At 67.1% G+C, this 23,860-nt stretch carries 20 protein-coding genes; 16 read left to right on the top strand and 4 right to left on the bottom strand.

What is annotated here, in order from left to right; translation table 11 throughout:
- Positions 1–83 precede the first annotated feature (83 nt).
- From ACLQ3C_RS01395 to ACLQ3C_RS01370, 6 genes are all read left to right on the top strand, one after another.
- Positions 84–926 (top strand): undecaprenyl-diphosphate phosphatase, encoded by an 843-nt coding sequence (locus ACLQ3C_RS01395; RefSeq protein WP_425702720.1) that lies wholly within the window; start codon positions 84–86, stop codon positions 924–926.
- 95 nt (positions 927–1,021) lie between these two features.
- Positions 1,022–1,804 carry an MSMEG_4193 family putative phosphomutase gene (locus ACLQ3C_RS01390; RefSeq protein ID WP_425702718.1) on the top strand — a complete coding sequence of 261 codons (783 nt, stop codon included), beginning with the start codon at positions 1,022–1,024 and terminating at the stop codon, positions 1,802–1,804.
- Positions 1,805–1,831: 27 nt separating this feature from the next.
- Entirely contained in the window at positions 1,832–2,554 is a 723-nt protein-coding gene (locus ACLQ3C_RS01385; protein ID WP_425702716.1) for a DUF3090 domain-containing protein, read from the top strand.
- Positions 2,555–2,585: 31 nt separating this feature from the next.
- Positions 2,586–3,452 (top strand): SCO1664 family protein, encoded by an 867-nt coding sequence (locus ACLQ3C_RS01380; protein WP_425702938.1) that lies wholly within the window; start codon positions 2,586–2,588, stop codon positions 3,450–3,452.
- Between the two features lie 92 nt (positions 3,453–3,544).
- The gene (gene mshC / locus ACLQ3C_RS01375; RefSeq protein WP_425702714.1) at positions 3,545–4,789 is read left to right on the top strand and encodes a cysteine--1-D-myo-inosityl 2-amino-2-deoxy-alpha-D-glucopyranoside ligase; all 1,245 of its coding nucleotides are present in this window, start codon (positions 3,545–3,547) and stop codon (positions 4,787–4,789) included.
- Positions 4,790–4,860: 71 nt separating this feature from the next.
- Positions 4,861–5,169: a hypothetical protein gene (locus ACLQ3C_RS01370; protein ID WP_425702712.1), complete on the top strand. Its 309-nt coding sequence runs from the start codon at positions 4,861–4,863 to the stop codon at positions 5,167–5,169.
- Between the two features lie 3 nt (positions 5,170–5,172).
- Here ACLQ3C_RS01370 and ACLQ3C_RS01365 read toward each other — a convergent pair whose 3' ends face one another.
- Positions 5,173–6,054 carry a PAC2 family protein gene (locus ACLQ3C_RS01365; protein ID WP_425702711.1) on the bottom strand — a complete coding sequence of 294 codons (882 nt, stop codon included), beginning with the start codon at positions 6,052–6,054 and terminating at the stop codon, positions 5,173–5,175.
- Between the two features lie 51 nt (positions 6,055–6,105).
- On the opposite strand from ACLQ3C_RS01365, the gene metH reads away from it, so the two are divergent.
- The 4 genes from metH to hisG all read left to right on the top strand — a co-directional run bounded on the left by metH (position 6,106) and on the right by hisG (position 11,645).
- A complete protein-coding gene (gene metH / locus ACLQ3C_RS01360; RefSeq protein WP_425702710.1) occupies positions 6,106–9,690 on the top strand; it encodes a methionine synthase in 3,585 nt (1,194 codons plus the stop codon).
- Positions 9,691–9,773: 83 nt separating this feature from the next.
- Positions 9,774–10,457: an HAD family hydrolase gene (locus tag ACLQ3C_RS01355; RefSeq protein WP_425702709.1), complete on the top strand. Its 684-nt coding sequence runs from the start codon at positions 9,774–9,776 to the stop codon at positions 10,455–10,457.
- Between the two features lie 6 nt (positions 10,458–10,463).
- Positions 10,464–10,727 (top strand): phosphoribosyl-ATP diphosphatase, encoded by a 264-nt coding sequence (locus tag ACLQ3C_RS01350; RefSeq protein WP_425702707.1) that lies wholly within the window; start codon positions 10,464–10,466, stop codon positions 10,725–10,727.
- 69 nt (positions 10,728–10,796) lie between these two features.
- Positions 10,797–11,645 (top strand): ATP phosphoribosyltransferase, encoded by an 849-nt coding sequence (hisG, locus tag ACLQ3C_RS01345; RefSeq protein WP_425702705.1) that lies wholly within the window; start codon positions 10,797–10,799, stop codon positions 11,643–11,645.
- A gap of 33 nt (positions 11,646–11,678) precedes the next feature.
- Here hisG and ACLQ3C_RS01340 read toward each other — a convergent pair whose 3' ends face one another.
- A complete protein-coding gene (locus ACLQ3C_RS01340; RefSeq protein ID WP_425702703.1) occupies positions 11,679–12,530 on the bottom strand; it encodes a thioesterase family protein in 852 nt (283 codons plus the stop codon).
- Between the two features lie 330 nt (positions 12,531–12,860).
- Here ACLQ3C_RS01340 and ACLQ3C_RS01335 point away from each other — a divergent pair, with 330 nt between their 5' ends.
- A complete protein-coding gene (locus ACLQ3C_RS01335; RefSeq protein WP_425702702.1) occupies positions 12,861–14,282 on the top strand; it encodes a PE-PPE domain-containing protein in 1,422 nt (473 codons plus the stop codon).
- 27 nt (positions 14,283–14,309) lie between these two features.
- On the opposite strand, the gene ACLQ3C_RS01330 is transcribed toward ACLQ3C_RS01335, so the two are convergent.
- On the bottom strand, positions 14,310–15,224 hold the full coding sequence (locus tag ACLQ3C_RS01330) for a RecB family exonuclease (RefSeq protein WP_425702701.1): 915 nt from the start codon (positions 15,222–15,224) through the stop codon (positions 14,310–14,312).
- 145 nt (positions 15,225–15,369) lie between these two features.
- On the opposite strand from ACLQ3C_RS01330, the gene ACLQ3C_RS01325 reads away from it, so the two are divergent.
- The 3 genes from ACLQ3C_RS01325 (at position 15,370) to ACLQ3C_RS01315 (ending at position 20,958) form a co-directional block, all read left to right on the top strand.
- Positions 15,370–16,215, top strand: a complete 846-nt coding sequence (locus ACLQ3C_RS01325; protein WP_425702699.1) for a tRNA (adenine-N1)-methyltransferase — start codon at positions 15,370–15,372, stop codon at positions 16,213–16,215.
- Positions 16,216–16,376: 161 nt separating this feature from the next.
- Positions 16,377–18,191, top strand: a complete 1,815-nt coding sequence (gene arc / locus ACLQ3C_RS01320) for a proteasome ATPase (protein ID WP_425702697.1) — start codon at positions 16,377–16,379, stop codon at positions 18,189–18,191.
- A 151-nt stretch (positions 18,192–18,342) separates the two neighbouring features.
- Positions 18,343–20,958 (top strand): FHA domain-containing protein, encoded by a 2,616-nt coding sequence (locus tag ACLQ3C_RS01315; protein ID WP_425702936.1) that lies wholly within the window; start codon positions 18,343–18,345, stop codon positions 20,956–20,958.
- 12 nt (positions 20,959–20,970) lie between these two features.
- On the opposite strand, the gene ACLQ3C_RS01310 is transcribed toward ACLQ3C_RS01315, so the two are convergent.
- Complete coding sequence (locus tag ACLQ3C_RS01310; RefSeq protein ID WP_425702934.1) at positions 20,971–21,561, bottom strand: TetR/AcrR family transcriptional regulator; 591 nt, start codon at positions 21,559–21,561, stop codon at positions 20,971–20,973.
- Positions 21,562–21,730: 169 nt separating this feature from the next.
- Here ACLQ3C_RS01310 and ACLQ3C_RS01305 point away from each other — a divergent pair, with 169 nt between their 5' ends.
- Together ACLQ3C_RS01305 and ACLQ3C_RS01300 are read left to right on the top strand one after the other, a co-directional pair.
- Complete coding sequence (locus tag ACLQ3C_RS01305) at positions 21,731–22,756, top strand: PhnD/SsuA/transferrin family substrate-binding protein (RefSeq protein ID WP_425702695.1); 1,026 nt, start codon at positions 21,731–21,733, stop codon at positions 22,754–22,756.
- Positions 22,753–23,754: a 4,5-dihydroxyphthalate decarboxylase gene (locus ACLQ3C_RS01300; RefSeq protein ID WP_425702693.1), complete on the top strand. Its 1,002-nt coding sequence runs from the start codon at positions 22,753–22,755 to the stop codon at positions 23,752–23,754. The genes ACLQ3C_RS01305 and ACLQ3C_RS01300 overlap by 4 nt, the downstream gene beginning before the upstream one ends.
- Positions 23,755–23,860: the final 106 nt, after the last annotated feature.

The following is a 23,860-nucleotide window of genomic DNA, read 5'->3' as shown; positions in this document are numbered from 1 at the left end:
GCCGAACCGGCCCGGCGCCGCGGGGTCGGCACTCGTGTCGGGGGTGAACGTCTCGCGCGAGTTCCCGCGTAGCATCGACCGCCGTGACCGACACCATGACGTGGGCCCAGTCGATCGTCCTCGGCGCGATCCAGGGCCTCACCGAATTCTTGCCGATCTCCTCTTCGGCCCATCTGCGTATCGCCTCGGAACTGATGTTCGGACAGGACGCCGGTGCGTCGTTCACCGCGGTCACCCAACTCGGTACCGAGGCGGCTGTACTGGTGTTCTTCGCCCGTGACATCGCCCGGATCGTGGTCGCCTGGTTCCGGGGACTCTTTTCTCGCACCGAGCGCGGACTCGACTACCGGATCGGCTGGTATGTGATCTTCGCCACCATTCCGATCGGGGTGATCGGGTACCTCCTCAAGGACGAGATCCGGTCGGCGGCACGCAATCTCTGGCTGGTGGCGACGGTGTTGATCCTGTTCTCGGGAGTCTTCTGGCTCGCCGAGCGACTCGCGACCCAGCGGCGTTCGATGGAACGGCTCACACTGCGCGACGGCCTGGTCATGGGGTTGGCGCAGTGTCTGGCCCTGGTCCCCGGGGTGTCGCGTTCGGGCGCCACCGCCAGCGCCGGGCTGTTTCTGGGTCTCGAACGCGAGGCCGCGTTCCGGTTCTCGTTCCTGCTCGCCATCCCGGCGGTGCTCGCCTCGGGACTGTTCAGCATCCCCGACGCCGTTCACCCCACCGGCGACGGCATGGAGGCCACGGGAGCGCAGCTGATCATCGCGACGCTTGTCGCGTTCGTCTTGGGTTACGTCTCGATCGCCTGGTTGCTCCGTTTCGTCAGCCACCACTCGATGAATTGGTTCGGCGCCTACCGGGTTGCACTGGGACTGGTCGTGATCGGGCTGTTGGCCGGTGGCGTCATCAGCGCGACCTGATCGGGTATGTCCTGGCGTCGTCTCCCGTCGAGTACGGCGCGCACGCGGGTCGTGGCAGATGTGCCGGCGGTCGCACGGGTGCATAAGGTTGTGGGATGACCGTGATCCTCGTGCGCCACGGACGCTCCACGGCCAACACGTCGGGCGTGCTCGCCGGACGCAGCCCCGGAGTCGCCCTCGATGAGAAGGGGCAAGGTCAGGCCGCCGAGCTCGTCGAGCGCCTTACGCCATATCTGCCCGCCATCGGCGCCGTCGCCCGTTCGCCACTGCAACGTTGCGCAGAGACGATGAGCCCGCTGCTCGGAGCCCTGATCGGCGCCGGTCGCGAGGTCCCCGAAATCGTCGTCGACGACCTCGCCGAGGTCGACTACGGTGCATGGACGAACCGCACGATCGGTGAACTGCTGAAGGAACCGCTGTGGAAAACCGTGCAGCAGCATCCCTCGGCGGCGGTGTTCCCCGACGGTGAGGGGCTCGCCGCGGTGCAGGCTCGTGCGGTGGCGGCGATCCGCGCCCTCGACCGGATCCACGGCGGGCCCGACGGTGCCGGAGTGTGGGTGGCCTGCTCGCACGGCGACGTCATCAAGGCGATCCTCGCCGATGCCATGGGGATGCACCTCGACGCGTTCCAGCGCATCGTCGTCGAACCCGCCTCGGTCAGCGTCATCCGCTACAGCGACACCCGCCCGTATGTGCACACGGTCAACTCGACGAAAGCGCTTTCGGTGCCGCTGCGGCGGCCGGCGTCCGACGACGCGGTGGTCGGCGGCGACCAGGGCACCGACGAACCCGGCGGGGACAAGCCAGAATCCGACCGGGTGCCGGTGGGTGAGCCGGCCGGTCCGCCGGTGGCCGCGGGCACCGGCCGGGACGGATAATGAACAGACAGCGTAAGGAGGTGGGTGATGTCGCGAGCGATTCATGTGTTCCGCAGTCCTGATCGATTCGTCGCGGGGACCGTCGGACAGCCCGGTGACCGGACGTTCTACCTCCAGGCCGTGCACGAGACACGCATCGTCAGCGTCATGCTCGAGAAGCAGCAGGTTCAGATCCTCGCCGAGCGCATCGGGGCGCTGCTCGAGGAGATCCATCGACGCTTCGGGACGCCGATTCCGCCGGAAGCCGGACAGGTCAGCGACCTCAGTCCGCTGGCCATGCCGGTCGACGCCGAATTCCGGGTCGGCACAATGGGATTGGGCTGGGATGCCGAATCCGAGGCGGTCGTCGTCGAGCTGCTGGCGATCACCGAGGGTGAGTTCGACGAGAGTGTCGTCCTCGACGACACCGACGAGGGCCCCGATGCGGTCCGCGTCTTCCTGACGACGCGGGCGGCTCGCGAGTTCGCTGCACGGTCCACGCGGGTCATCTCGGCGGGGCGGCCACCATGCCCGCTGTGCGGTGAGCCCCTCAATACCGAGGGCCATCTCTGTGTGCGGACCAACGGCTACAAGCGTGACGCGGAGTTGAGCAAATCCCTCGACTTCATCGACCCCGAGGTCTTCCGTGGGCTCGGCGACGTGCCACCGCTGCTCGGCCCCGATCCCGATGAAGATCCCGACCACCCCACCGCCGAGGAATCCGATCCCGACGATCCAGACGCCGACGGCCCCGCGGGTGGCTCCCGGTGACCACGGCGATCGCGTGGTCCGCGGGCCGGCCATGAGCGTCGAGGACGCCACCGGCATGCCCGAGCGCGGCCCCCGCGAGGAGGCCGACCCCACCGGCGTGACCTTGCGTGATGGTGAACTGACGATCATCGGCGCGATCCCCACCGCCAGCAACGCGACGCTCGTGTGCGACGCGCTGCTCGGCGAGCAGGCGGTGCGCTGCGTGTACAAACCGGTCCGCGGCGAGGTGCCGCTGTGGGATTTCCCCGACGGCACCCTCGCCGGCCGGGAAGTCGCCTCGTATCTGGTGTCGCAGGCCCTGGGCTGGGGCACCATCCCGACGACCGTCCTGCGCGACGGCCCGATCGGGGTGGGCATGGTGCAGCGCTGGATTGACACCCCGGAGCCGGACGATCCGCAGTTATGCGCCACCAGATTCGATCTGGTCGATCTGTGCCCGCCCGAGGCCGTACCTCAGGGATATCGGTCGATCCTGCGGGCGCTCGACGGGCAGGGCGAACCCGTCGAACTCGTCCACGCCGACGACCCGCGTCTGCAGCGAATGGCCGTGCTCGACCTGATCCTCAACAACGCCGACCGCAAGGGCGGGCATGTCCTCGAGGGTCTCGACGGCGAGGTGTACGGCGTCGACCACGGCATCTGCCTGCACAACGAGGACAAGCTGCGCACGGTGCTGTGGGGCTGGGCGGGCGAGCCCGTCCCGGCCCACCTGCTGGCCGACGTGGCGCGGCTCGCCGACGCGCTCGAGACCGAATCGTCGACGTTGCGCGTGGAGCTTCGTACCCACCTCACCGCCGACGAGATCGAAGCGCTGACCCTGCGGACGCTGATCCTTGCCGAAGACGCGAGGATGCCCCGGCCGCCGATGCACCGCGCGATACCCTGGCCGCCCTTCTGATCGGAGATGCCCACCCGATAGCCGACGCTCGGCGTGCCCTTTCCGGTCGGCCCCCGTCCGGTTGCCCCGCGAGCCCGCCATACAGTGGACCCATGCAATCGTGGCCCGATCTCACGGTGCCTGCCGTTCCCGGCACCGGCCCCGCACTTCGACTCTTCGACACCGCAGGCTCCCAGGTCCGGCCGGTTGCCCCGGGTCCGACGGCCACGATGTACGTCTGCGGGATCACTCCCTATGACGCCACCCATCTCGGGCACGCCGCGACCTACCTGACCTTCGACATGGTGAACCGGGTGCTGCGTGATCAGGGCCATGACGTGCACTACGTGCAGAACATCACCGACGTCGACGATCCGCTGTTCGAACGGGCCGAACGTGATGGCGTGGATTGGCGTGAACTCGGCAGCGCGCAGATCCAGCTGTTCCGTGAGGACATGACGGCCCTGCGGGTGCTGCCGCCGCGCGACTACATCGGTGCGATGGAATCGGTGGCCGAGGTGGTGGAGATGATCGGCAAGCTGCTGGCCTCCGGCGCCGCGTACGTCGTCGACGACGCCCAGTACCCCGACGTCTACTTCCGGATCGACGCCACCGAGCAATTCGGCTACGAGTCGGGTTACGACCGCGACACGATGCTGCGGTTCTTCGCCGAGCGTGGCGGCGATCCGGACCGGCCCGGCAAGCGTGACCGTCTCGACGCGGTGCTCTGGCGAGCCGAACGGCCCGGCGAACCCGCCTGGGACGCCCCGTTCGGGCGCGGGCGCCCGGGGTGGCACATCGAGTGTTCGGCGATCGCACTGAACCGGCTCGGGATCGAGTTCGACATCCAGGGCGGCGGCAACGATCTGATCTTCCCGCACCACGAGTTCTCGGCTGCCCACGGCGAGGCCCTGACCGGATCGCCGCGATTCGCGCGGCACTACGTCCACACCGGCATGGTCGGGCTCGACGGCGAGAAGATGTCCAAGAGCCGCGGCAATCTGGTGTTCGTGTCGAAGTTGCGTGCGCAGGGCACCGATCCCGTGGCGATCCGGGTGGCGCTGCTCGCCGACCACTACCGCGCGGACCGGATGTGGACCGATGCCGTCCTCGACGCCGGAACCGCCCGGCTCGACCGCTGGCGGGCGGCCACCGCCGCCGGACGGGGACCCGCCGCGGCACCGGTGATCGAGCGACTCCGTCAGCACCTCGCCGACGACCTCGACACCCCCAAGGCACTCGATGCGGTCGATGGCTGGTGCCGCGACGTGGAGCAGGGGATCGGCCTCGACACCGAGGCGCCCGGGCAGATCGCTCGGGCCGTCGACGCACTCCTCGGGGTGGACCTGCGGCGCTGACGGCGGTGCGGCGGCCCGCCGCCGACGGACTCGGCTGGGTGCAGGCGCCGTCGAGTTAGTACAGTTTGCGCGTGACACGTGTGCAGGCGATCAATACGGAAACCGCGACCGGGGTGTGGACCGTGCAGACCCAGACCTCGACCTATCTCATCGACTTCGATGAGATGACTCTGTTGCGGGCACCCGGGGTCGGCAGCACCGACAGTGCGGACTGGGCGGTGAGTACGCTGCGTCGCGACTCCGAGGACATCCCGTTGCTGGGCGTGAAGTCGTGCCGCGTCGGGGAATCCGCGCAGTTCTGGGTGCGCGCCGCCGACGACCCCGACGTCCGCACCTGGCGGATCACCACACCCGTCGTGTCGATCGAACGGATCGGGTGAGGTTCACCCGCCGAATGCTCCTGGTCCGCCACGTCGTTTGAGGTAGCGCTCGAACTCGGCGGCCAACGCGTCGCCGTCGATCTTGGCCATGACCTCATCGGTGTCGATCTCGGCGTCTCCGCGTTCTTCGAGTCCCCGGACGTACTCGGCGATCTCCTCGTCGTCCTCGGTCATCTCCGTGACCGCCTGCTCCCACTCCTCGGCCTGCTCGGGCAGTGTGCCCAGCGGCACCTCGATGTCGAGGACCTCCTCGACACGGGTCAGTAGTGCAACCGTCGCCTTCGGGTTCGGGGGCGTCGAGACGTAGTGGGGGACGGCCGCCCAGAACGACACCGCGGGGACGCCGGCCTGCACCAACAGGTCCTGGAGCACCCCGGTGATGCCGGTCGGGCCCTCGTAGCGGCTCTCGGCGACGTTGTACCGCTGGGCGGCGTCGCTGCTGTAAGCGCTGCCGGTGACCGGCACCGGACGGGTGTGTGGAGTGTCGGCGAGCAGGGCGCCGAGCATGACGGTCGTCTCGACATCGAGGGCTTCGGCGTAGTCGACGATCTCGCCGCAGAAGGCCCGCCAGCGCATGTTGGGCTCGATACCACGTACGAGTAGGATGTCCCGGTCAGCCCCTTGCGGGCTGCAGTAGGAGATGGATGTGGTGGGCCATTCGATCCGCCGGGTCACTCCGTCGATCTGTTTGATCGTCGGGCGGTTCACCTGGAAGTCGTAGTAGTCGTCGGATCCGATCTCGGCCAGTGGACGTGCGTCCCACATGAGTGCGAGATGTTCCACGGCGGCGCTCGCGGCGTCGCCGGCGTCGTTCCATCCCTCGAAGGCGGCCAGCAAGAGAGGTCTGCGCAGGCGGGGAAGGTTCGACATCTGCTCAGCGTTCACTGATCCAGCCTACGGCCGAACCGCAAAAGAGAGCGAACTACTCTGACCATCATGTCCTCGCATACACCGCAGCCCACCAATCACGACACGACCTTCCTGTCGGCGATGTCGCGTCGCGTGCTTGTCGGGGACGGCGCGATGGGCACCATGTTGCAGGCCGCCGACCTGACACTGGACGATTTCGCGGGCCTCGAGGGCTGCAACGAGATCCTCAACGACACCCGGCCCGACGTACTCGAAGGCATCCACCGGGCGTACTTCGAGGCCGGTGCCGACGCCGTGGAGACCAACACCTTCGGCTGCAACCAGTCCAATCTCGGCGACTACGACATCGCCGACCGGATCCGTGAGCTGTCCTACAAGGGCACCGCCATCGCCCGGGGCGTCGCCGACGAGATGGGCCCGTCCGCCGACGGGACCGATCGGTTCGTGCTCGGGTCGGTCGGGCCCGGCACCAAGCTCCCCAGCCTCGGCCACACCACCTTCGAAGTGATCCGGAACGCCTACTTCGAGTGCGTGGCGGGAATGCTCGACGGCGGCGCCGACGCCATTCTGATCGAGACCTCCCAGGATCTGCTGCAGGTGAAGGCCGCCGTCGTGGCCGCGCGCTCGGCAATGGCCGAACTCGGACGGCGGATTCCGATCATCTCGCATGTCACGGTCGAGACGACGGGCACGATGCTGCTCGGGTCGGAGATCGGCGCGGCGCTGGCGGCGATCGAGCCGCTCGGCGTCGACATGATCGGCTTGAACTGCGCGACCGGACCCGCAGAGATGAGCGAACACCTGCGGTATCTGTCGCGAAATGCACGCATCCCGGTGTCGGTGATGCCCAATGCCGGGCTCCCGACACTGGGACCCGATGGCGCGGAGTATCCGCTGCAACCCGACGAGCTGGCGGGTGCACTCGGCGGCTTCATCGGCGAGTTCGGGCTGAGCTTTGTCGGCGGCTGCTGCGGTACCACCCCCGAACACATCCGGCAGGTGGCCGCGGCCGTCGCCGAGAGCACTCCGGCCATTCGCACGCCTGAGCACACCGCGGAGATCTCCTCGCTCTACAGCGCAGTTCCCTTCGATCAGGACGCCAGCTTCCTGGTGATCGGCGAACGCACGAATTCCAACGGCTCCAAGGCTTTCCGGGATGCGATGCTCGCCGAGGACTACCAGCGGTGCCTCGACATCGCCAAGGAACAGACTCGCGACGGCGCCCACATGCTCGATCTCAACATCGACTACGTCGGACGCGATGGCGCAGTGGACATGACCGCACTCGCCGGGCGGTTCGCGACGGCCTCGACGCTGCCGATCATGCTCGACTCCACCGAACCCGAGGTCATCCGGGCCGGACTCGAGGCGTTGGGCGGCCGGTGCGCGGTCAACTCGGTCAACTACGAGGACGGTGACGGCCCGGACTCGCGCTTCTCCCGGATCATGCGGCTGGTCGTCGAGCACGGCGCTGCTGTCGTCGCGCTGACCATCGACGAGGAAGGCCAGGCGCGCACCGCCGACTGGAAGGTCAGCGTCGCCGAGCGGCTCATCGCCGACATCACCGCCAATTGGGGGCTGGCCGAGGAGGACATCATCCTCGACACGCTCACCTTCCCGATCTCCACCGGTCAGGAGGAGGTCCGCCGGGACGGTGCCGAGACGATCGAGGCGATCCGCCGCCTGCACGAGACACACCCCGATGTGCACTTCACCCTCGGCATCTCCAACATCTCGTTCGGCTTGAATCCGGCTGCGCGGCAGGTACTCAACTCGGTGTTCCTGCACGAATGCGTGCAGGCCGGCCTGGACACGGCGATCGTGCACGCGTCGAAGATCCTGCCGATGAACAAGATCCCCGACGAACACCGCGAGGTCGCCCTGGACCTCGTGTACGACCGCCGGCGCGAGGGCTACGACCCGCTCCAGAAGCTGATGTCGCTGTTCGAGGGTGTGTCAGCGGCCTCGGCCCGGGAGTCCCGGGCACAGGAACTCGCGCGGCTGCCGCTGTTCGAGCGCCTCGAACGGCGCATCGTCGACGGCGAACGCAACGGACTCGAGGCCGACCTCGACGAGGCGATGACCGAGAAGCCACCGTTGGCGATCATCAACGAGACCCTGTTGTCCGGGATGAAGACAGTCGGCGAGCTGTTCGGCTCGGGTCAGATGCAGTTGCCGTTCGTGCTGCAGTCCGCCGAGGTGATGAAAACCGCGGTGGCACACCTCGAACCGCACATGGAAGCCACCGACGAGGACGGCAAGGGCCGGATTGTGCTCGCTACCGTCAAGGGCGACGTGCACGACATCGGCAAGAACCTCGTCGACATCATCCTGTCCAACAACGGCTACGAGGTCGTCAATCTCGGTATCAAGCAACCGATCTCGACGATTCTCGAGGCTGCCGAGGACAAGCGCGCCGACGTGATCGGCATGTCCGGACTGCTCGTCAAATCGACCGTGGTGATGAAGGAGAACCTCCAGGAAATCAATTCGCGCGGGCTCGCCGACAATTACCCGGTGCTTCTCGGCGGCGCCGCCCTCACCCGGACCTATGTGGAGAACGACCTCTCCGACACCTATGAGGGAGACGTTCACTACGCGCGAGATGCCTTCGAAGGTCTGCGCCTGATGGACGAGATCATGACGCTCAAGCGCGGTGGCGGGTCGGTGCCGGAGAGCGCCGATTCCATCGCGGCCGCGAAGAAGGCGGCCGACCGCAAGGCCCGCCACGAACGTTCCAAGCGGATCGCCGCCAAGCGTAAGGCGGCCGAGGTACCCGTCGAGGTCCCGGCGCGTTCGGATGTGGCCGCCGACAACGAGATCCCGACTCCGCCGTTCTGGGGCACCCGGATCGTCAAGGGCATCCCGGTCGCGGACTATCGTCAATTCCTCGACGAGCGGGCATTGTTCTTGGGCCAGTGGGGATTACGCGGCGTACGTGGCGGCGAGGGCCCATCGTATGAAGACCTGGTCGAGTCCGAGGGCCGGCCGCGACTGCGTGAATGGATCGACCGACTGTCGACAGAGGGTATCCTGGCGCACGCCGCCGTCGTGTACGGCTACTTCCCGGCGGTCAGCGAGGGCGACACGGTGCATGTACTCACCGAACCCGAACCCGATGCACCGGTACGGTTCTCGTTCACCTTCCCCCGGCAGCAGCGATCGCGTTTCCTGTGCATCGCCGACTTCGTGCGCTCGCGCGAGGCCGCGGTTGCCGACGGCCGCGTCGACGTGCTGCCGCTCCAGCTGGTGACAATGGGCCAGCCGATCGCCGACTTCGCCAACGCGTTGTTCGCCCGCGACGCCTACCGGGACTACCTGGAGGTGCACGGCATCAGCGTGCAGCTGACCGAGGCGCTCGCCGAGTACTGGCATCAGCGGGTACGCAGCGAAATGCGGTTCACCGACCGGAGCGTCGACGCCGAGGATCCGCAAGACGCACAGGGCTTCTTCGACCTCGAATACCGGGGTGCGCGTTTCTCGTTCGGTTACGGCGCCTGCCCGGACCTCGAGGACCGCGCCAAGATGATCGCGCTGCTCGAGCCCGAACGCATCGGCGTGGAGCTCTCCGAGGAGCTGCAACTACACCCGGAGCAGTCGACGGATGCGTTCGTACTGCATCACCCGGAGGCGAAGTACTTCAACACCTGAGGTACGTCACATGGCGCGCGTCGGTACGGTGACCGGCGCCACCGGATTGGGTGCGCAGGCACGCAATCGGCGATGATTTCGTGGTGCCGCCCTCCGCTGATCGTCGATCGCCCGCCGCCGTCCTGTGGGACATGGACGGCACCCTGCTCGATTCGGAGCGATTGTGGGACGTGGCGGTCGCCGAACTGTCGGCGCGGTACGGATATCCGATGACCACCGAGCTGCGTGAGTCCACGCTCGGGAACTCGATGCGCGACGCGCTCGACAAGGTCTACGATGCGGCCGCCCTCGCGCCGGGCGAACGTGACCATGCCGGTGACGAACGCCGCCTGCTCGATCGTGTCGCCGAACTGTTCGCCATCGACCTCCCGTGGCGGGCGGGTGCGCGCGAAACCCTCGAGCTCGTGGCATCGGCGGGGATCCCGATGGCGCTGGTGACCAACACGGTGCGTGAGCTCACCGAGCAGGCGCTCGACACCATCGGGCGGCACTACTTCGCCGCCACGGTCTGCGGGGACGAGGTGATCGCCGGCAAGCCTGCTCCCGACCCCTACCGGAAGGCGGCTGCGCTGCTCGGTGTCGATCCCGGCCGCTGCCGTGCGGTCGAGGATTCACCGACGGGCGCGGCATCGGCGACCGCGGCCGGATGTCTCACCCTGGTGGTCCCGTCGACCTCCCCGGTACCGGCCGGGCCGTTGCGGGAGTTCCGGACGTCACTGGTCGGGGTCACCCTCGCCGAACTCGCCACTCCCGACATGCGAGGATAGGTACTCGTGAAAACCTTCGACGAGCTGTTCGCCGAGTTGACCGACAAGGCGCAGACCCGCCCGGCCGGCAGCGGAACGGTCGCCGCCCTCGATGCGGGCGTGCACACGCTCGGCAAGAAGATCATCGAGGAGGCCGGCGAGGTGTGGCTGGCCGCCGAACACGAGTCGGACGAGTCGCTGGGGGAGGAGATCTCCCAACTGCTCTACTGGTTGCAGGTGATGATGATCAAGCGGGGTCTGTCACTGAGCGACGTGTACCGCCATCTGTAGGTCGCGTCCCCTCCGGGCGCGGCCCACCGATTGCCCCCACCCGCTCATCTCGCAAACCCTGGAGTGAACATGCTGCGAGTCGCCGTACCCAACAAGGGTTCCCTTTCCGAGTCCGCGGCCGCGGTGCTGGCCGAGGCCGGCTACCGCAAACGCACCGACGCAAAAGACCTCACGGTTCTCGACATCACCAACGACGTCGAATTCTTCTTCTTGCGTCCCAAGGACATCGCCATCTACGTCGGGGCGGGCACCCTCGACCTCGGCATCACCGGGCGCGACCTCGCCCTCGACTCCGGTGCCGCCGTCGACGAGGAGCTCGCGATGGGCTTCGGCAGCTCGAGTTTCCGCTACGCCGCGCCTGCCGGTCAGCAGTGGGACGTCGCCGACCTAGCGGACAAGCGGATCGCCACCTCGTACCCGAACCTCGTGCGCGGCGACCTGTCGGCCCGCGGGATCAACGCTGCCGAGATCATCCGACTCGACGGTGCCGTCGAGATCTCCATCCAACTCGGTGTCGCCGACGCCATCGCCGACGTCGTCGGGTCGGGGCGGACGCTGCGCCAACACGGGCTGGTCGCGTTCGGTGAGTCGCTGTGCGACTCCGAAGGTGTGTTGATCAGCCGCGCCGGCGCCGACCTCGACAAGCGTGCCCGCCAGTTCGTCAAACGGGTGCAGGGCGTGGTGTTCGGCCAGCAGTACGTGATGATCGACTATGACTGCCCGCGCGCCATCTTCGACCAGGCCATCGCCCTGACGCCGGGCCTGGAGTCGCCGACGGTGGCGCCGATGGCCGACCCGGACTGGGTCGCGGTGCGGGCGATGGTGCCCCGCAAGACCCACCAGAATCTGATGGACGAGCTCTCCGAGCTGGGGGTGCGGGCGATCCTGGCCTCCGACATCCGCTCCTGCCGGTTCTGACCGGATGCGGCGGGCCTGCCCGCCGGGCCGGCGTCAGCGTTGGTCGAGCAGCACCGTCTGGGCCGAGCGCCCGATGAACCCGTCGACGTCGTAGAGGTCGGCGAAGGTCGCGCCGAAGCCGTCGGGCCCGGCGGCGAGGTCGGCGTCGATACCGAGCCACGGACCGGTCGGTACCGCCGTGAAGTGCACGGTGGTGTCGGTGTTCATCCAGGTCCATTGGTCGGGCCGCAGGCGGGTTCCGAGCCCGTTGGCGACGTCGACGACGGTCATGACCGACTCGAGGTCGGAGGTCTTCTCCCCGGCCACCAACTCGATCGCCGGCCGTAGCCAGACCGCCGGGGTGTCACCCGCACCGTCGCCGGCCACCGCGATCTCGGTCGTACCGATGAATCCCTCGGTGCCCCAGTCGACTCCGAGTGAGCTGTGGGAGGTGACCCCGAGTGTGCGATGGAGTTCGTCCGGTGTGGGCCGCAACCGGGGTCGCGCCTGCGCCACGGCCGACGTGTCGTGCGCGCGCATCTGCCACGCCACCGCCCGCGCGACGGTGCGGAAGGCACCGCCGGGCTGCTGCACGTCGAGCTCGGCAGTGACCACGCTGATCCGCCGCCCGGGGCGGAGCACCTGCGCACGCACCCGATTCACACCGAGACCGACCGCACCGAGAATCTCGGTGGTCACCCGGGTGAAGTGCATCGACGGATCCGGTGCGACCTGCCCGAGCGCCCGCATCAACAGCCCGGTCGGCGGCCCGCCGTGCTGGATGTCGGCCGACCAGGGGCTGGTGGTGGCCGCCGTCGGCCGGAAGTAGTCGACGCCGTCCGCGGAATCGGCGGCGCCGGTATCGATCTCAGACGCGGGGACCCGAACGTAGTAGCTGCTCTCCACGGTCCCGACTCTAGGTGAGTCGACGAATCCGCGGCCGCAGGGGCGGCGTTCGGAGTCTGTCGTGCGAACGGACTCAATCATTCGTCCGTTCGGGGGAATCTTTGTGTCCACGAAGGCGGTGCGGTGGATCAATCGTCCAAACTCTATTTTGTTCACCACAGGAGATTTTGGTATGCGAATAGCGCATGTCGCCGGATCGTCTGGTGGGCCCGCACCGATCCGGGCGGCGATCGAAGTAATCGAAGTAGAGGTGAGACGTTGCAGAAAGTCCGAAAGGCCGCCGCGGGTGCCGCAGTGAGTTGCGCGGTATGTCTCGGAGCCGTCCTGCCGATGACGGTGTCTTCGACGACGGCCGGCGCCGGCACCACCGACACCATCACGTGGCTCGAGAACCAGAACGTCGTACGAGCTGCGACGCCGGACGACTGCCCCGTCCCCACCGGTGGCGCCGATGACCAGAGCGGCCCCACGGATTCGACCCCACCCTGCCCGGACTGGCTCCACACCGGTGATCCGGGGGCGGACCGCAACACGATCCTGATCGTCACGCCGGGTACCGACGACGGCTCTTTGTATCCGCGCATCAAGGGCATGCGCGCGGGCCGCCAAACCCTCGTCGTCAACTATCCCGAGGCCATCGGCCCGATCATCTCAGGACAAGCCGAGGTGGCGCTACCGCTCTTTGCGCCGTCCTACGACAAATCGCGGGACATCGCGGTGGCCAACAACCTCACCGTGATGGTGGCCTTCGAGGCGCTGCACGGACCGCGCGTGGTCTATACCGGCTACTCGCAGGGCGCCGAGGCGCTCGGTAACGCCGCCGAGCAGGCGGTGGCCGACGGTTCGATCGACACCAGTAGATCGCACGTCATCCTGATCTCTGATCCCCGATCACCGTGGGGCCTCAAGGCCTGGGTCGCCGGGCATCCGGCGATCGGCGCAGTGTTGAGCGTCTTCGGGGCCGAGTCGAACGGCTCCCGCGATCCCGGCGCCACCGGACGAGACCTGGCCGTCACGTCGGTCATCGTCGTCGGTGACCCGGTGAGCAACTTCCAGTGGGTGTGGTATCGCCCCGTGAGCTCGTTGCTCGTCGACGCGGCCGGATTCATCACGATCCATTCCGGAGCGGGAGTCGACAACTACGGCAACCTCATCGACTACAGCCACGAACCGACGCGGCTCCACAGTCGCGACGGCAACACCACCTACCTCGTCTACCAACCCGATCACCATCCGCTGACCATGCTCACCATGCTGATCGATGACAAACTCGGCGTCACCTACGACGCCGACGACCTCGAGCGCTGGGACAAGGCGAACAACGCCTTCTATCCGCTGCAAGAACCCGGTGTCGGCAACGCGGCGGTGCCGGTCGTCGCGAGCGACGCCGGACCGACTGCCCGACAGACCAATTCGCCGACGGTGACGCAAACATCTGACTCAGTGGCGGCTGCGGCGGCTCCGTCGACGGTGGGGCGCCATCGGGCACCGGAGCCGGCGGTCGGCGACAACCCGGGCACGGCTCCTGCCGGGACCGGCGAAACGGGCACCGCGCCAACTCGGGAGGCGCCTACCGCATCATCACAGACTCAGCAGACCCCGGCGCCCCAGACTCAAACCGAGACTCGGCAATCCCAGAGGCCGGCGGAGGCTGAACAGCCTGCGCTGGGCGGTGGCCGGCAATCGACCGACGAGGGCGGCGCCGCGACGACCGGCGGTGCTTCCGTGCCCGCATCGTCGCCGGCCGCCTGACTCGCCCCGGTCACCGCCGCGGAATGGTCAGGCCGTGAAACCTGCAGGCGGACCGGGGTATTCGGGAATCTCTCCCCCGAACTCCGGGCAGCGCCGCTGGTGTTCGCAATAGCGGCACATCCGTGAGGGGCGGGGCCGGAAATCGCCGGTGGCCACGGCCACCCGGATCGCCTGCCAGATCGCCGAGAGGGTCCGCCCGAACCGTTCGAGTTCGTCGCGGTCGGGAGTGTAGGTGAGAACCTGCCCGTCGGACAGGTACATCAGCTGCAGCCGGTGCGGTACGACGCCGCGGATCCGCAGGACCGCGAGCGCGTAGAACTTCATCTGGAACATCGCCTTGGCCTCGTAGGCCTCGCCGGGGGCTCGCCCGGTCTTGTAGTCCACCACGCGGATCTCGCCGGTGGGCGCGATGTCGATCCGGTCGATGAAGCCGCGCATCAGCACGTCATCGGCCTCGATCTCGACGTGCTCTTCGACGGCGGCGGCGTCAAAGGCCGTCGGGTTCTCCATGCGGTAGTAGTTCGCGATGAGCCCGTGGGCCTCGGCGAGAAAGGCCTCGTGATCGCCGGGCCCGATCAGCTCGGCCAGGCTCGGATCGGCCTCGCACATCGCCGCCCACGCGCCCTCGACGAGGTAGTCCGCGGACTCGCGGGTGCGCAGCGATGCGGGCATGTCGAAGAGGTTCTCCAGCGCAGCGTGGATCACCGTGCCCCGGGTCTGGGCCTTGGTCGGGGTCTCCGGGAACCTGTCGATCGCGCGGTACCGGTACAGCAGGGGACACTGCTTGAAGTCCGCCGCGCGTGACGGCGACAACGCCAACGGCCGGCCGAGGAGTCCGCGCCCCTCGTTCGGTGCGCCCCCGTCCGGTGCGCCCCCGTCCGGTGCGGCTGCGGTGGTGGGGGTGTGCGCTTGGGCAGACCCGGGCAAGACTGTGGTCGTCACATTTGGCAGGGTAGGGCGCGGCTGCGACAATTCTGCGCACATCCGGGCCCCGGCGTCCGACCGCGGAAACCTCCTGTCACACTGGATAACACGAGTCACACTGGCCCCGGAAGGACCACCACATGCCGCGCGAGAGCACCGTCTGATGGCATCGAGCGGTGCATTCGCCGTCGGCGACCGGGTCCAGCTCTCCGACGCCAAGGGACGCAAGTTCACGGTGGTCCTCGAAGCGGGCAAACAATTCCACACGCATCGCGGGGCGATCGCCCACGACGATCTGATCGGTGCTCCCGAGGGCAGTATCGTCGCGGCGACGAGCGGAACCCAGTACCTGGCGCTGCGCCCGTTGCTGGTCGACTACGTCCTGTCGATGCCACGTGGGGCGCAGGTCATCTACCCCAAGGATGCCGCCCAGATCGTGACCGAGGGCGACATCTTCCCCGGCGCCCGTGTACTCGAGGCAGGCGCCGGTTCCGGCGCGCTGACCTGCTCGTTACTCCGTGCCGTCGGTGACCGTGGCGAGGTCGTCTCCTACGAGATCCGGGCCGATCACGCCGAATACGCCCAGCGCAACGTCGAGACCTTCTTTGCCGGCCCGCCGCCGAACTGGTCGCTGGTTGTCGACGACCTGGCGAACGTCGGCGACGCCGAGCGATTCGACCGCATCATCCTGGACATGCTCGCGCCGTGGGAGAACCTCGAGGTGGTGCGAACGATTTTGAAACCAGGCGGCGTCTTGACGGTGTACGTGGCGACGGTCACCCAGTTGTCCCGGGTCATCGAGTCCCTGCGTCAACAGGAATGCTGGACCGAACCGCGGGCGTGGGAATCGCTGGTACGCGACTGGAGCGCGGTCGGGCTCGCGGTCCGGCCCGAACACAGAATGCAAGGACACACCGCGTTTCTGATCACCGCGCGGCGACTCGCCGACGGCACGACGACGCTGCGGCCACAACGGCGTCCCACCCGTGGCGCGCTACCGCAAGCGTAACGATCTGCTGACCTCGCGATTACGTTGCGAAGACGCACATTTAACACATCCCCAACATTTGTCGTCGGTCAGTGGACGACCTTTTCGGCCTCATCCCGGTAGCGTGGTGCTACGGCGCAAAGCACTTCAGTGGGAGTGATTGCCGGGGAGAGGAGTCAGTAATGACCGAATCTGATCGCCATGAAGCCTCGGTGGAGAACACGGGCGGCAACGACCCCAACGAGTCCCGACAGGCGCGGGACACCGAATCGGGGGACACGTTCACGCCCGCCTACACCCCGCCACTGCCGACGCGGGCAGATCGTGAGCGCTCATCGTTCGCCCGGCCGGCCGATCCGCAGGATCTCCAGGATCGCGTAGACAGTCTCACCACCCGCAACGCGAAACTCCTCGAAACACTCAAGGAGGCACGGCAGCAACTCGTCGCGTTGCGGGAGGAGGTCGATCGTCTCGGTCAACCGCCGAGCGGATACGGGGTGTTGCTCGAGATCTATCCCGATCAGACCGTCGACGTGTTCACCTCCGGCCGCAAGATGCGGCTGACGTGCTCACCGAATATCGACACCGACCTTCTGCACAAGGGCCAGACGCTTCGGCTGAACGAAGCCCTGACCATCGTCGAGGCGTGCGAGTTCGACTCCGTCGGCGAGATCAGCAGTCTTCGAGAGGTTCTCGGGGACGGTCGACGGGCGCTGGTCGTCGGACATGCCGACGAAGAGCGGGTGGTGTGGTTGGCCGAGCCGTTGCTCGGCGACGTCGATGCCGAAGACGGCCGCCGACGCCCATTGCGCCCCGGCGACTCCCTGCTCATCGACACCAAGGCCGGCTTCGCATTCGAACGTGTACCGAAGGCCGAGGTCGAGGACCTCGTGCTCGAAGAGGTGCCCGACGTCGGATACGAGGACATCGGTGGTCTCGGACGTCAGATCGAGCAGATCCGCGACGCCGTCGAATTGCCGTTCCTGCACAAGGACCTGTTCCGCGACTATGCGCTGCGCCCGCCGAAGGGCGTCCTGCTCTACGGGCCGCCCGGGTGCGGTAAGACGCTGATCGCGAAGGCGGTGGCCAATTCCCTCGCCAAGAAGATCGCAGAGGTGCGGGGCGACGACGCCAAGGAGGCCAAGTCGTACTTCCTCAACATCAAGGGCCCCGAGCTGCTCAACAAGTTCGTCGGCGAGACCGAGCGGCATATCCGCCTGATCTTCCAGCGCGCCCGCGAGAAGGCGTCCGAGGGGACCCCCGTCATCGTGTTCTTCGACGAGATGGACTCGATCTTCCGCACCCGCGGATCGGGCGTCTCCTCCGACGTCGAGACCACCGTCGTGCCGCAGCTGCTCAGCGAGATCGATGGTGTCGAGGGCCTGGAGAACGTGATCGTGATCGGCGCCTCCAACCGCGAGGACATGATCGATCCGGCCATCCTGCGTCCCGGCAGGCTCGACGTGAAGATCAAGATCGAACGCCCCGATGCGGAGTCGGCGATCGACATCTTCTCCAAGTACCTCACCGAACAGCTGCCGGTGCATACCGATGATCTCGGTGAGTTCGGCGGCGACCGGACGGCTTGCGTGAACGCGATGATCGAGAAGGTCGTCGAGCGGATGTACGCCGAGAGCGATGAGAACCGCTTCCTCGAGGTGACCTACGCCAACGGCGACAAAGAGATCATGTACTTCAAGGACTTCAACTCCGGCGCGATGATCCAGAACGTTGTCGACCGAGCCAAGAAGTACGCGATCAAGTCCCAATTGGACACGGGCACACCGGGGCTGCGCGTGCAGCATCTGTTCGATTCCATCCTCGACGAGTTCGCGGAGAACGAGGATCTGCCCAACACGACCAATCCTGATGATTGGGCCCGCATCTCCGGCAAGAAGGGCGAGCGGATCGTCTACATCCGCACGTTGGTCACCGGGAAGAGCGCGGGTGCGAGCCGGGCGATCGACACCGAGACCAACACCGGACAGTATCTGTAGAACGTTCGCAAGCACGGCGGTCCGTCCCCGGCCGGGGGACGGACCGCCGTCATGTGTGGGCGGCTCCACGGTGCGCCGACACGTGACGTGTCCGTCGTCCACACGACGGAACGGGGACGCGGGCATGGTGACCCACTAGAGTCTGTCGGTGATGAACAGCAGCGTCTCGATGATTCCCGGCCGGTTGACCGTCGCCGGGACCACCCACAGCCTCGGTGGTTCACCACGCGTCCGCATCGGCCGCACCCCCGACAACGACATCGTGGTCAATCACCCACTGGTGTCGCGCCATCATCTGTCGATCGAGTGGCGGGGGACCGGTTGGTGGGCTGTCGATGCCGGCAGTACCAACGGCTTCTTCAACGGACCCCAGCGGGTGTCCGAACTGGCGTTGACCGGCGCAGTCACCTTCCGGCTCGGAGATGCGGCGACCGGCCCGACGGTCCAGGTCGCCCTGGATGCCGTGGCTCCCGCCGGACCGCAGTTGGGGGCGCAGGCGCGCCCGATGCCCGACGCGCCGCCGCCACGGGGATTCGCGCCGCCTGCGCCGGCCCGCTCCGGTCCCGGTCCGGCCGCACATCCGGCCCCCAACCCAGGACCCGGGCGGCCCGCCGCACCCGCTGGGGCCCCGGTGCCCGCCGCGCCGGCCGGATCGTCGGCCCGCATGCCGATGCGGGTACCCGCACCCGGTTCCTACCCGTCTGGTGCGGTGGCCCCGGTGTCGGCCCAACTGGCGGACGCGCCACACCTGCAGGCCCTCAAACAAAACGTGTCGGCGATCTATCAGTTGCCCGGACGCGACAAGCGGCCCGGACGCGAGACGATCTCGCTCGCCGGTGTGCAGTCCATCGGCCGCACGCCGGACAACGACATCGTCGTCAGTGACGTCCTCGCATCACGGCACCACGCCCGGGTCCTGACCCGCCCCGACGGTCTGTACATCGAAGACCTCAGAAGCGTCAACGGCACCTACGTCAACGGACAACGCGTCAGCCGGGTCCGGTTGACCGACGGCAACGTGGTGACCATCGGCAACAGCGACTTCGTCGTCTCCGGCGGCAGCCTGATGCGTGGGCAGGCCCAGGATGTGGTGGCCGGCGGCTTGCAGGTACACGGGATCAGTCTGGTGGTCGACGGCGGCAAGAAGTTGCTGCAGAACGTCGAATTCACCGCCGGGCCGGGGTCGCTGACCGCGATCATCGGTCCGTCGGGAGCGGGTAAGTCGACGGTCTCGCGGATCGTCGCCGGGCTGAACTCGCCGACGAGCGGACAGGTCACCTTCGAAAGCCGCAGTGTCCACGCCGAATACGACGCACTGCGTACACGTATCGGAATGGTGCCGCAGAAGGACGTGCTGCACCACAAGCTCACCTTGCGGCAGGCATTGCGATACGCCGCCGAGTTGCGGCTGCCACCCGACCTGTCCAAGGCCGACCGCGACAACGTCATCAACGGGGTGCTCGCCGAACTGCAGCTCACCGAGCACGTCGACACACGTGTGGAGAAGCTGTCCGGTGGCCAGCAGAAGCGCGCTTCGGTCGCGATGGAGTTGCTCACCGGCCCGTCACTGCTGATTCTCGACGAGCCGACGTCCGGGCTCGACCCGGCCCTCGACCGTCAGGTGATGTCGACCCTGCGGCGCCTCGCCGATGCCGGACGCGTCGTTCTCGTGGTCACGCACTCGCTGACCTACCTGTCGATGTGCGATCAGGTGCTGCTGCTCGCTCCCGGCGGAAAGACCGCCTTCTGTGGTCCGCCGGCCGAGGTCGGTGCCGCGATGGGTACCGCCGACTGGGCCGAGATCTTCGCGTTCGTCGCCGACGCGCCCGACACCGCGCACATGCGGTACCTGCAGGGTCGGCGCGCCCCCGCGCCGCCACCACCACCGCGACCACCCGGCCCGCCGATCCCGGTGCCGCAGACCAGTTTTGCGCGGCAGTCGAGCACGATCGGCCGGCGGCAGGTGCGTCTGATCTTCGCCGACGTCGGCTATCTGGCGTTTCTGGTGCTGCTGCCGGTGGTGCTGGGTCTGCTCACCCTCGTCATCCCGGGCAGCGACGGCTTCGGGCAGAAACTCAAATCCGATCCGAACCTGATCCCGCCGCGTCCAGCGGCCAACGATCCGGTGGAGGCCGTACAGATCCTGGTGGTGCTGGTGGTCGGCGCCGCGTTCATGGGGGCAGCGCTGACGGTGCGCGATCTCGTCGGCGAGCGCGACATCTTCGAGCGGGAACGGGCGGTGGGCCTACGGCCGGGGGCATACCTCTGGGCCAAGGTGGTGGTCTTCTTCGTCACCGCCATCCTGCAGAGCGCGGTGATGGTGGCCATCACCTTCGCCGGTCGCGGCCTGCCCACGCTGGGTGGTCCGCTGCTGCCGCCTGCGGTCGCACTGTTCGTCTCGATAGCCGCCCTGGCCTGCGTGTCGACCCTGGTGGGTCTGGCGATCTCGGCGGCGGTGAAATCCAACGAGCAGGTGATGCCGCCGCTGGTCATCGTGATCATGGTGCAGCTGGTGTTCTGCGGCGGCCTGTTCGCCCTGGACAAGCCCGGCTTGCAGCAGCTCTCGTGGATCTTCCCGTCGTACTGGGGGTATGTGGCCGCTGCGGGCGCGGTCGATCTTCCGTCGATCAACCCGGACGCCACTCAGAAGGTGAGCCTCTGGGAGACGTCGGGCGCCCACGCCGGGCTGGCCTTCGGGGTGCTGCTGGCGATCGCGGCCATCCTGTACATGTTCACCTACTCGCGACTTCGGCTCAAAAAGCGCTGAGTCCGGAGCTGATCAGCGATCACGGCGGGGCAGTGCGGCGCCGGCGAGTATGACCCTGACGTCGTCGGCAAAGCCGGCGGTGTCGATCGGCCCGAAGGCTGCGTGCTGCAGTACGAATCCGTGTAGCAAGGCCATCACCAACCGGGCTCCGCGATCGGGATCGAGTCCCGCCGGCACGTTTCCGATTCGCTGCCCGTTGCGGAGTGCGTCTGCGATGCGTTCGCGAACGTGCTCGAAGCCCGCCGACGCCTGGCGCCGTAGCCCTTCGTTTCGCAGCAGTTCACCCCACGCCTGCACAACGCAGCGCAGGAGTTCGTCGACGGGCACCGATCGGCCTGCCGCGTCGGTGGCGGAGTCTCCGCTCACCGGATCGACCGCCGCCGCGACCAGATCGGCAATCGTGACGTCGGCGTTGTCGGCGAGCCGCTCGACCGGGGCGAACATCACCCGGAACGCGTCACCGGCTATCTCGAGGATGATTTCCTCCTTGCCGGCGAAGTAGCGGTAAGGAGCCCCCACCGACAGACCCGCTTCGGCCGCGATGTCGGGCATCGACGTTTGGTGGAACCCATCACGGGAAAAGCAGCGACGAGCCGCCGCCACAATCTGAGCACGGTTCGCTTCGCGCTGTTCGGCAGTGATGCGTGGCACAGGTCACACGTCCTTTCGTAAAATGAATGAGCATTCGCCTTGACGGGGTCGAGTTGCTCTCGTCATCATAAAAGTGAAGGGCCGTTCACGGAAGCGGCCACCGACGAGCAGGAGGACCACCATGGCCGCTCGGAAGCGTGACCTGGGTGTGTACCGGTACGAACACACCGAGCCACTGTTCGACGGGCGAGTCGCGATCGATGGGGCGGAGGTCACCCTGCACACCTCGCCGCTGATCTCGGATGTCTTCCAGCGCATGGCCGGCGGCGAACTGGACATCGCCGAGTTCGGGATGACCTACTTCCTGCGCATGTTCGACCTGGACGATTCACCGTTCCTGGCGCTGCCGATCTTTCCGAACCGCAACTTCCGGCACTCGGCTTTGTTCGTCAACGCCGACAGTGGAATCGAGACACCGGCGGACCTCGTGGACAAAACGGTCGGGGAATTCGCGCTGTGGGGGAGTGACCCGGGTGTCTGGATGAAGGGCGTCCTCGCCGAGGAATACGGCGTCACACCCGACCAGATGCGCTGGGTGATCGGTGGTACCGACCACCCGATCCCGGCCTTCGACTGGATTCCCCAGCCCCCGCCGGCCGGCGTCGACGTCCGCCATGTCGAAGAGGGTCGGACCCTGGCCGCGATGCTCGAAACGGGTGAGATCGACGCGCTGCTGTCGGTCGATGTCCCGGCGGCCCTGATCGACGGATCCACGAAGAAGATCCGGCGGCTGTTCACCGACTACGAGTCCGTCGAGCGAGACTACTACCGCCGAACCGGCATCTTTCCGATGATGCATGTCGTCGCGATCCGCCGTGAACTGGCCGGTGAACGCGAGCTGCTGCAGTCGGTGTATCGCGCGTTCGTCGACGCGAAAGCCATGGTGCAGGAACAATATCGAGCGGGCGCCGCCAAGCAGCACATGGCGGTGATCACCCCATGGTTCAGTGAGCTCTTCGCGGAGAATCGGGCGTTGCTCGGCGAGGACTGGTGGCCGTACGGCCTCGATGCCAACCAGAAGGCCGTCAACACCTTCCTGCGTTACCACCATGAGCAGGGACTGTCGCGACAACTACTCACCGCCGAGGACATCTTCGTGTCCGACATCGAATGGAATACGTTGCGCGAGAAGGGACTGTCCGAATGACAGAGCCGACACTGCACGTGGGCACGATGCCCTACGACACCACCCGGGCGCTACTCGACGGCAGCGTCACCTTCGACGGAATCCAGGCGACGATCGAGAGCGCGGACATCGTCTCCGATATCTTCCGCCGCATGGTGCACGACCGTGAGTTCGACGTGGCCGAACTCGGACTCACCGTCTACTTGCGCACGCTCGACTCGGACGAGCCGCCGTTCGTCGCGATCCCCGCCTTTCCCGCACGGGTCTTCCGCCACTCGGCCATCTTCATCAACACCGCGAGCGGGATCTCCCGCCCCGAAGACCTCGCCGGAAAAACGGTGGGGGAGTTCGGCATGTACGGCCAGGACTCGGGTGTCTGGGCCAAAGGGATATTGTCCGACGACTACGGTGTCACCCCGGACCGATGCCGCTGGGTGATCGGCGGCCTGGACCGGCCGGCACCGCCCTTCGATTTCGTCCCCCAGCCGCACCCTGCGGACGTACAGGTCGAACAGGCGCCGCCCGGACGCTCACTGAGCGCGATGCTCGACAGCGGCGAGATCGATGCGCTCATCTCGGCCAACGTTCCGCAGTGCGTGATGGGCCGATCCCCGCACGTGGCCCGGCTGTTTCCCGACCACGAGGCCGTCGAACGCGACTACTACCGCCGCACGGCGATCTTTCCGATCATGCACACCGTCGTGCTGCCCCGGTCGCTGGTCACGGCGCGCCCCGGCCTCGCCCGAACCGTCTATGACGCCTACTTGGCCGCCAAAGACGCGGGCATGGATCGATATCGCAACGGCCGCAAGGTCTACCAGATTCGCACGATGCTCCCGTGGACCAACGCACTGTTCGATCGCAACGCCGATATGTTCCCGGCGGACTGGTGGCCCTACGGACTCGAGAACAACCGCACGACGCTCGACACCGTCCTCAGATACCACTTCGAACAAGGATTGTCGGCTCGGCGCCTGACCTGTGACGAGCTGTTCACCCCGGAACTTCTCGCGACGTGATGAAGAGCGGCCGATGTGCCGCTGGCTCAATCCTCACCGGCCGAATCCTCACCGACCCAACCCTTACCGACCCAACCCATACCGACCGAACGCTCACCGACCACAA

This window comes from Gordonia sp. DT30 (assembly GCF_049844915.1).
GTDB lineage: Bacteria > Actinomycetota > Actinomycetes > Mycobacteriales > Mycobacteriaceae > Gordonia.
Note: the sequence above shows the minus strand (reverse complement) of the source record. Positions and strands in the feature narration are given on the sequence as shown.

Bases quoted from the DNA above. Each gene is read 5' to 3' on its own strand.
- ACLQ3C_RS01390 (WP_425702718.1), top strand. From the start codon at position 1,022: ATGACCGTGATCCTCGTGCGCCACGGACGCTCCACGGCCAACACGTCG.
- ACLQ3C_RS01385 (WP_425702716.1), top strand. From the start codon at position 1,832: ATGTCGCGAGCGATTCATGTGTTCCGCAGTCCTGATCGATTCGTCGCG.
- ACLQ3C_RS01380 (WP_425702938.1), top strand. From the start codon at position 2,586: ATGAGCGTCGAGGACGCCACCGGCATGCCCGAGCGCGGCCCCCGCGAG.
- mshC (WP_425702714.1), top strand. From the start codon at position 3,545: ATGCAATCGTGGCCCGATCTCACGGTGCCTGCCGTTCCCGGCACCGGC.
- metH (WP_425702710.1), top strand. From the start codon at position 6,106: ATGTCCTCGCATACACCGCAGCCCACCAATCACGACACGACCTTCCTG.
- hisG (WP_425702705.1), top strand. From the start codon at position 10,797: ATGCTGCGAGTCGCCGTACCCAACAAGGGTTCCCTTTCCGAGTCCGCG.
- ACLQ3C_RS01335 (WP_425702702.1), top strand. From the start codon at position 12,861: ATGACGGTGTCTTCGACGACGGCCGGCGCCGGCACCACCGACACCATC.
- ACLQ3C_RS01325 (WP_425702699.1), top strand. From the start codon at position 15,370: ATGGCATCGAGCGGTGCATTCGCCGTCGGCGACCGGGTCCAGCTCTCC.
- arc (WP_425702697.1), top strand. From the start codon at position 16,377: ATGACCGAATCTGATCGCCATGAAGCCTCGGTGGAGAACACGGGCGGC.
- ACLQ3C_RS01315 (WP_425702936.1), top strand. From the start codon at position 18,343: ATGAACAGCAGCGTCTCGATGATTCCCGGCCGGTTGACCGTCGCCGGG.
- ACLQ3C_RS01305 (WP_425702695.1), top strand. From the start codon at position 21,731: ATGGCCGCTCGGAAGCGTGACCTGGGTGTGTACCGGTACGAACACACC.
- ACLQ3C_RS01300 (WP_425702693.1), top strand. From the start codon at position 22,753: ATGACAGAGCCGACACTGCACGTGGGCACGATGCCCTACGACACCACC.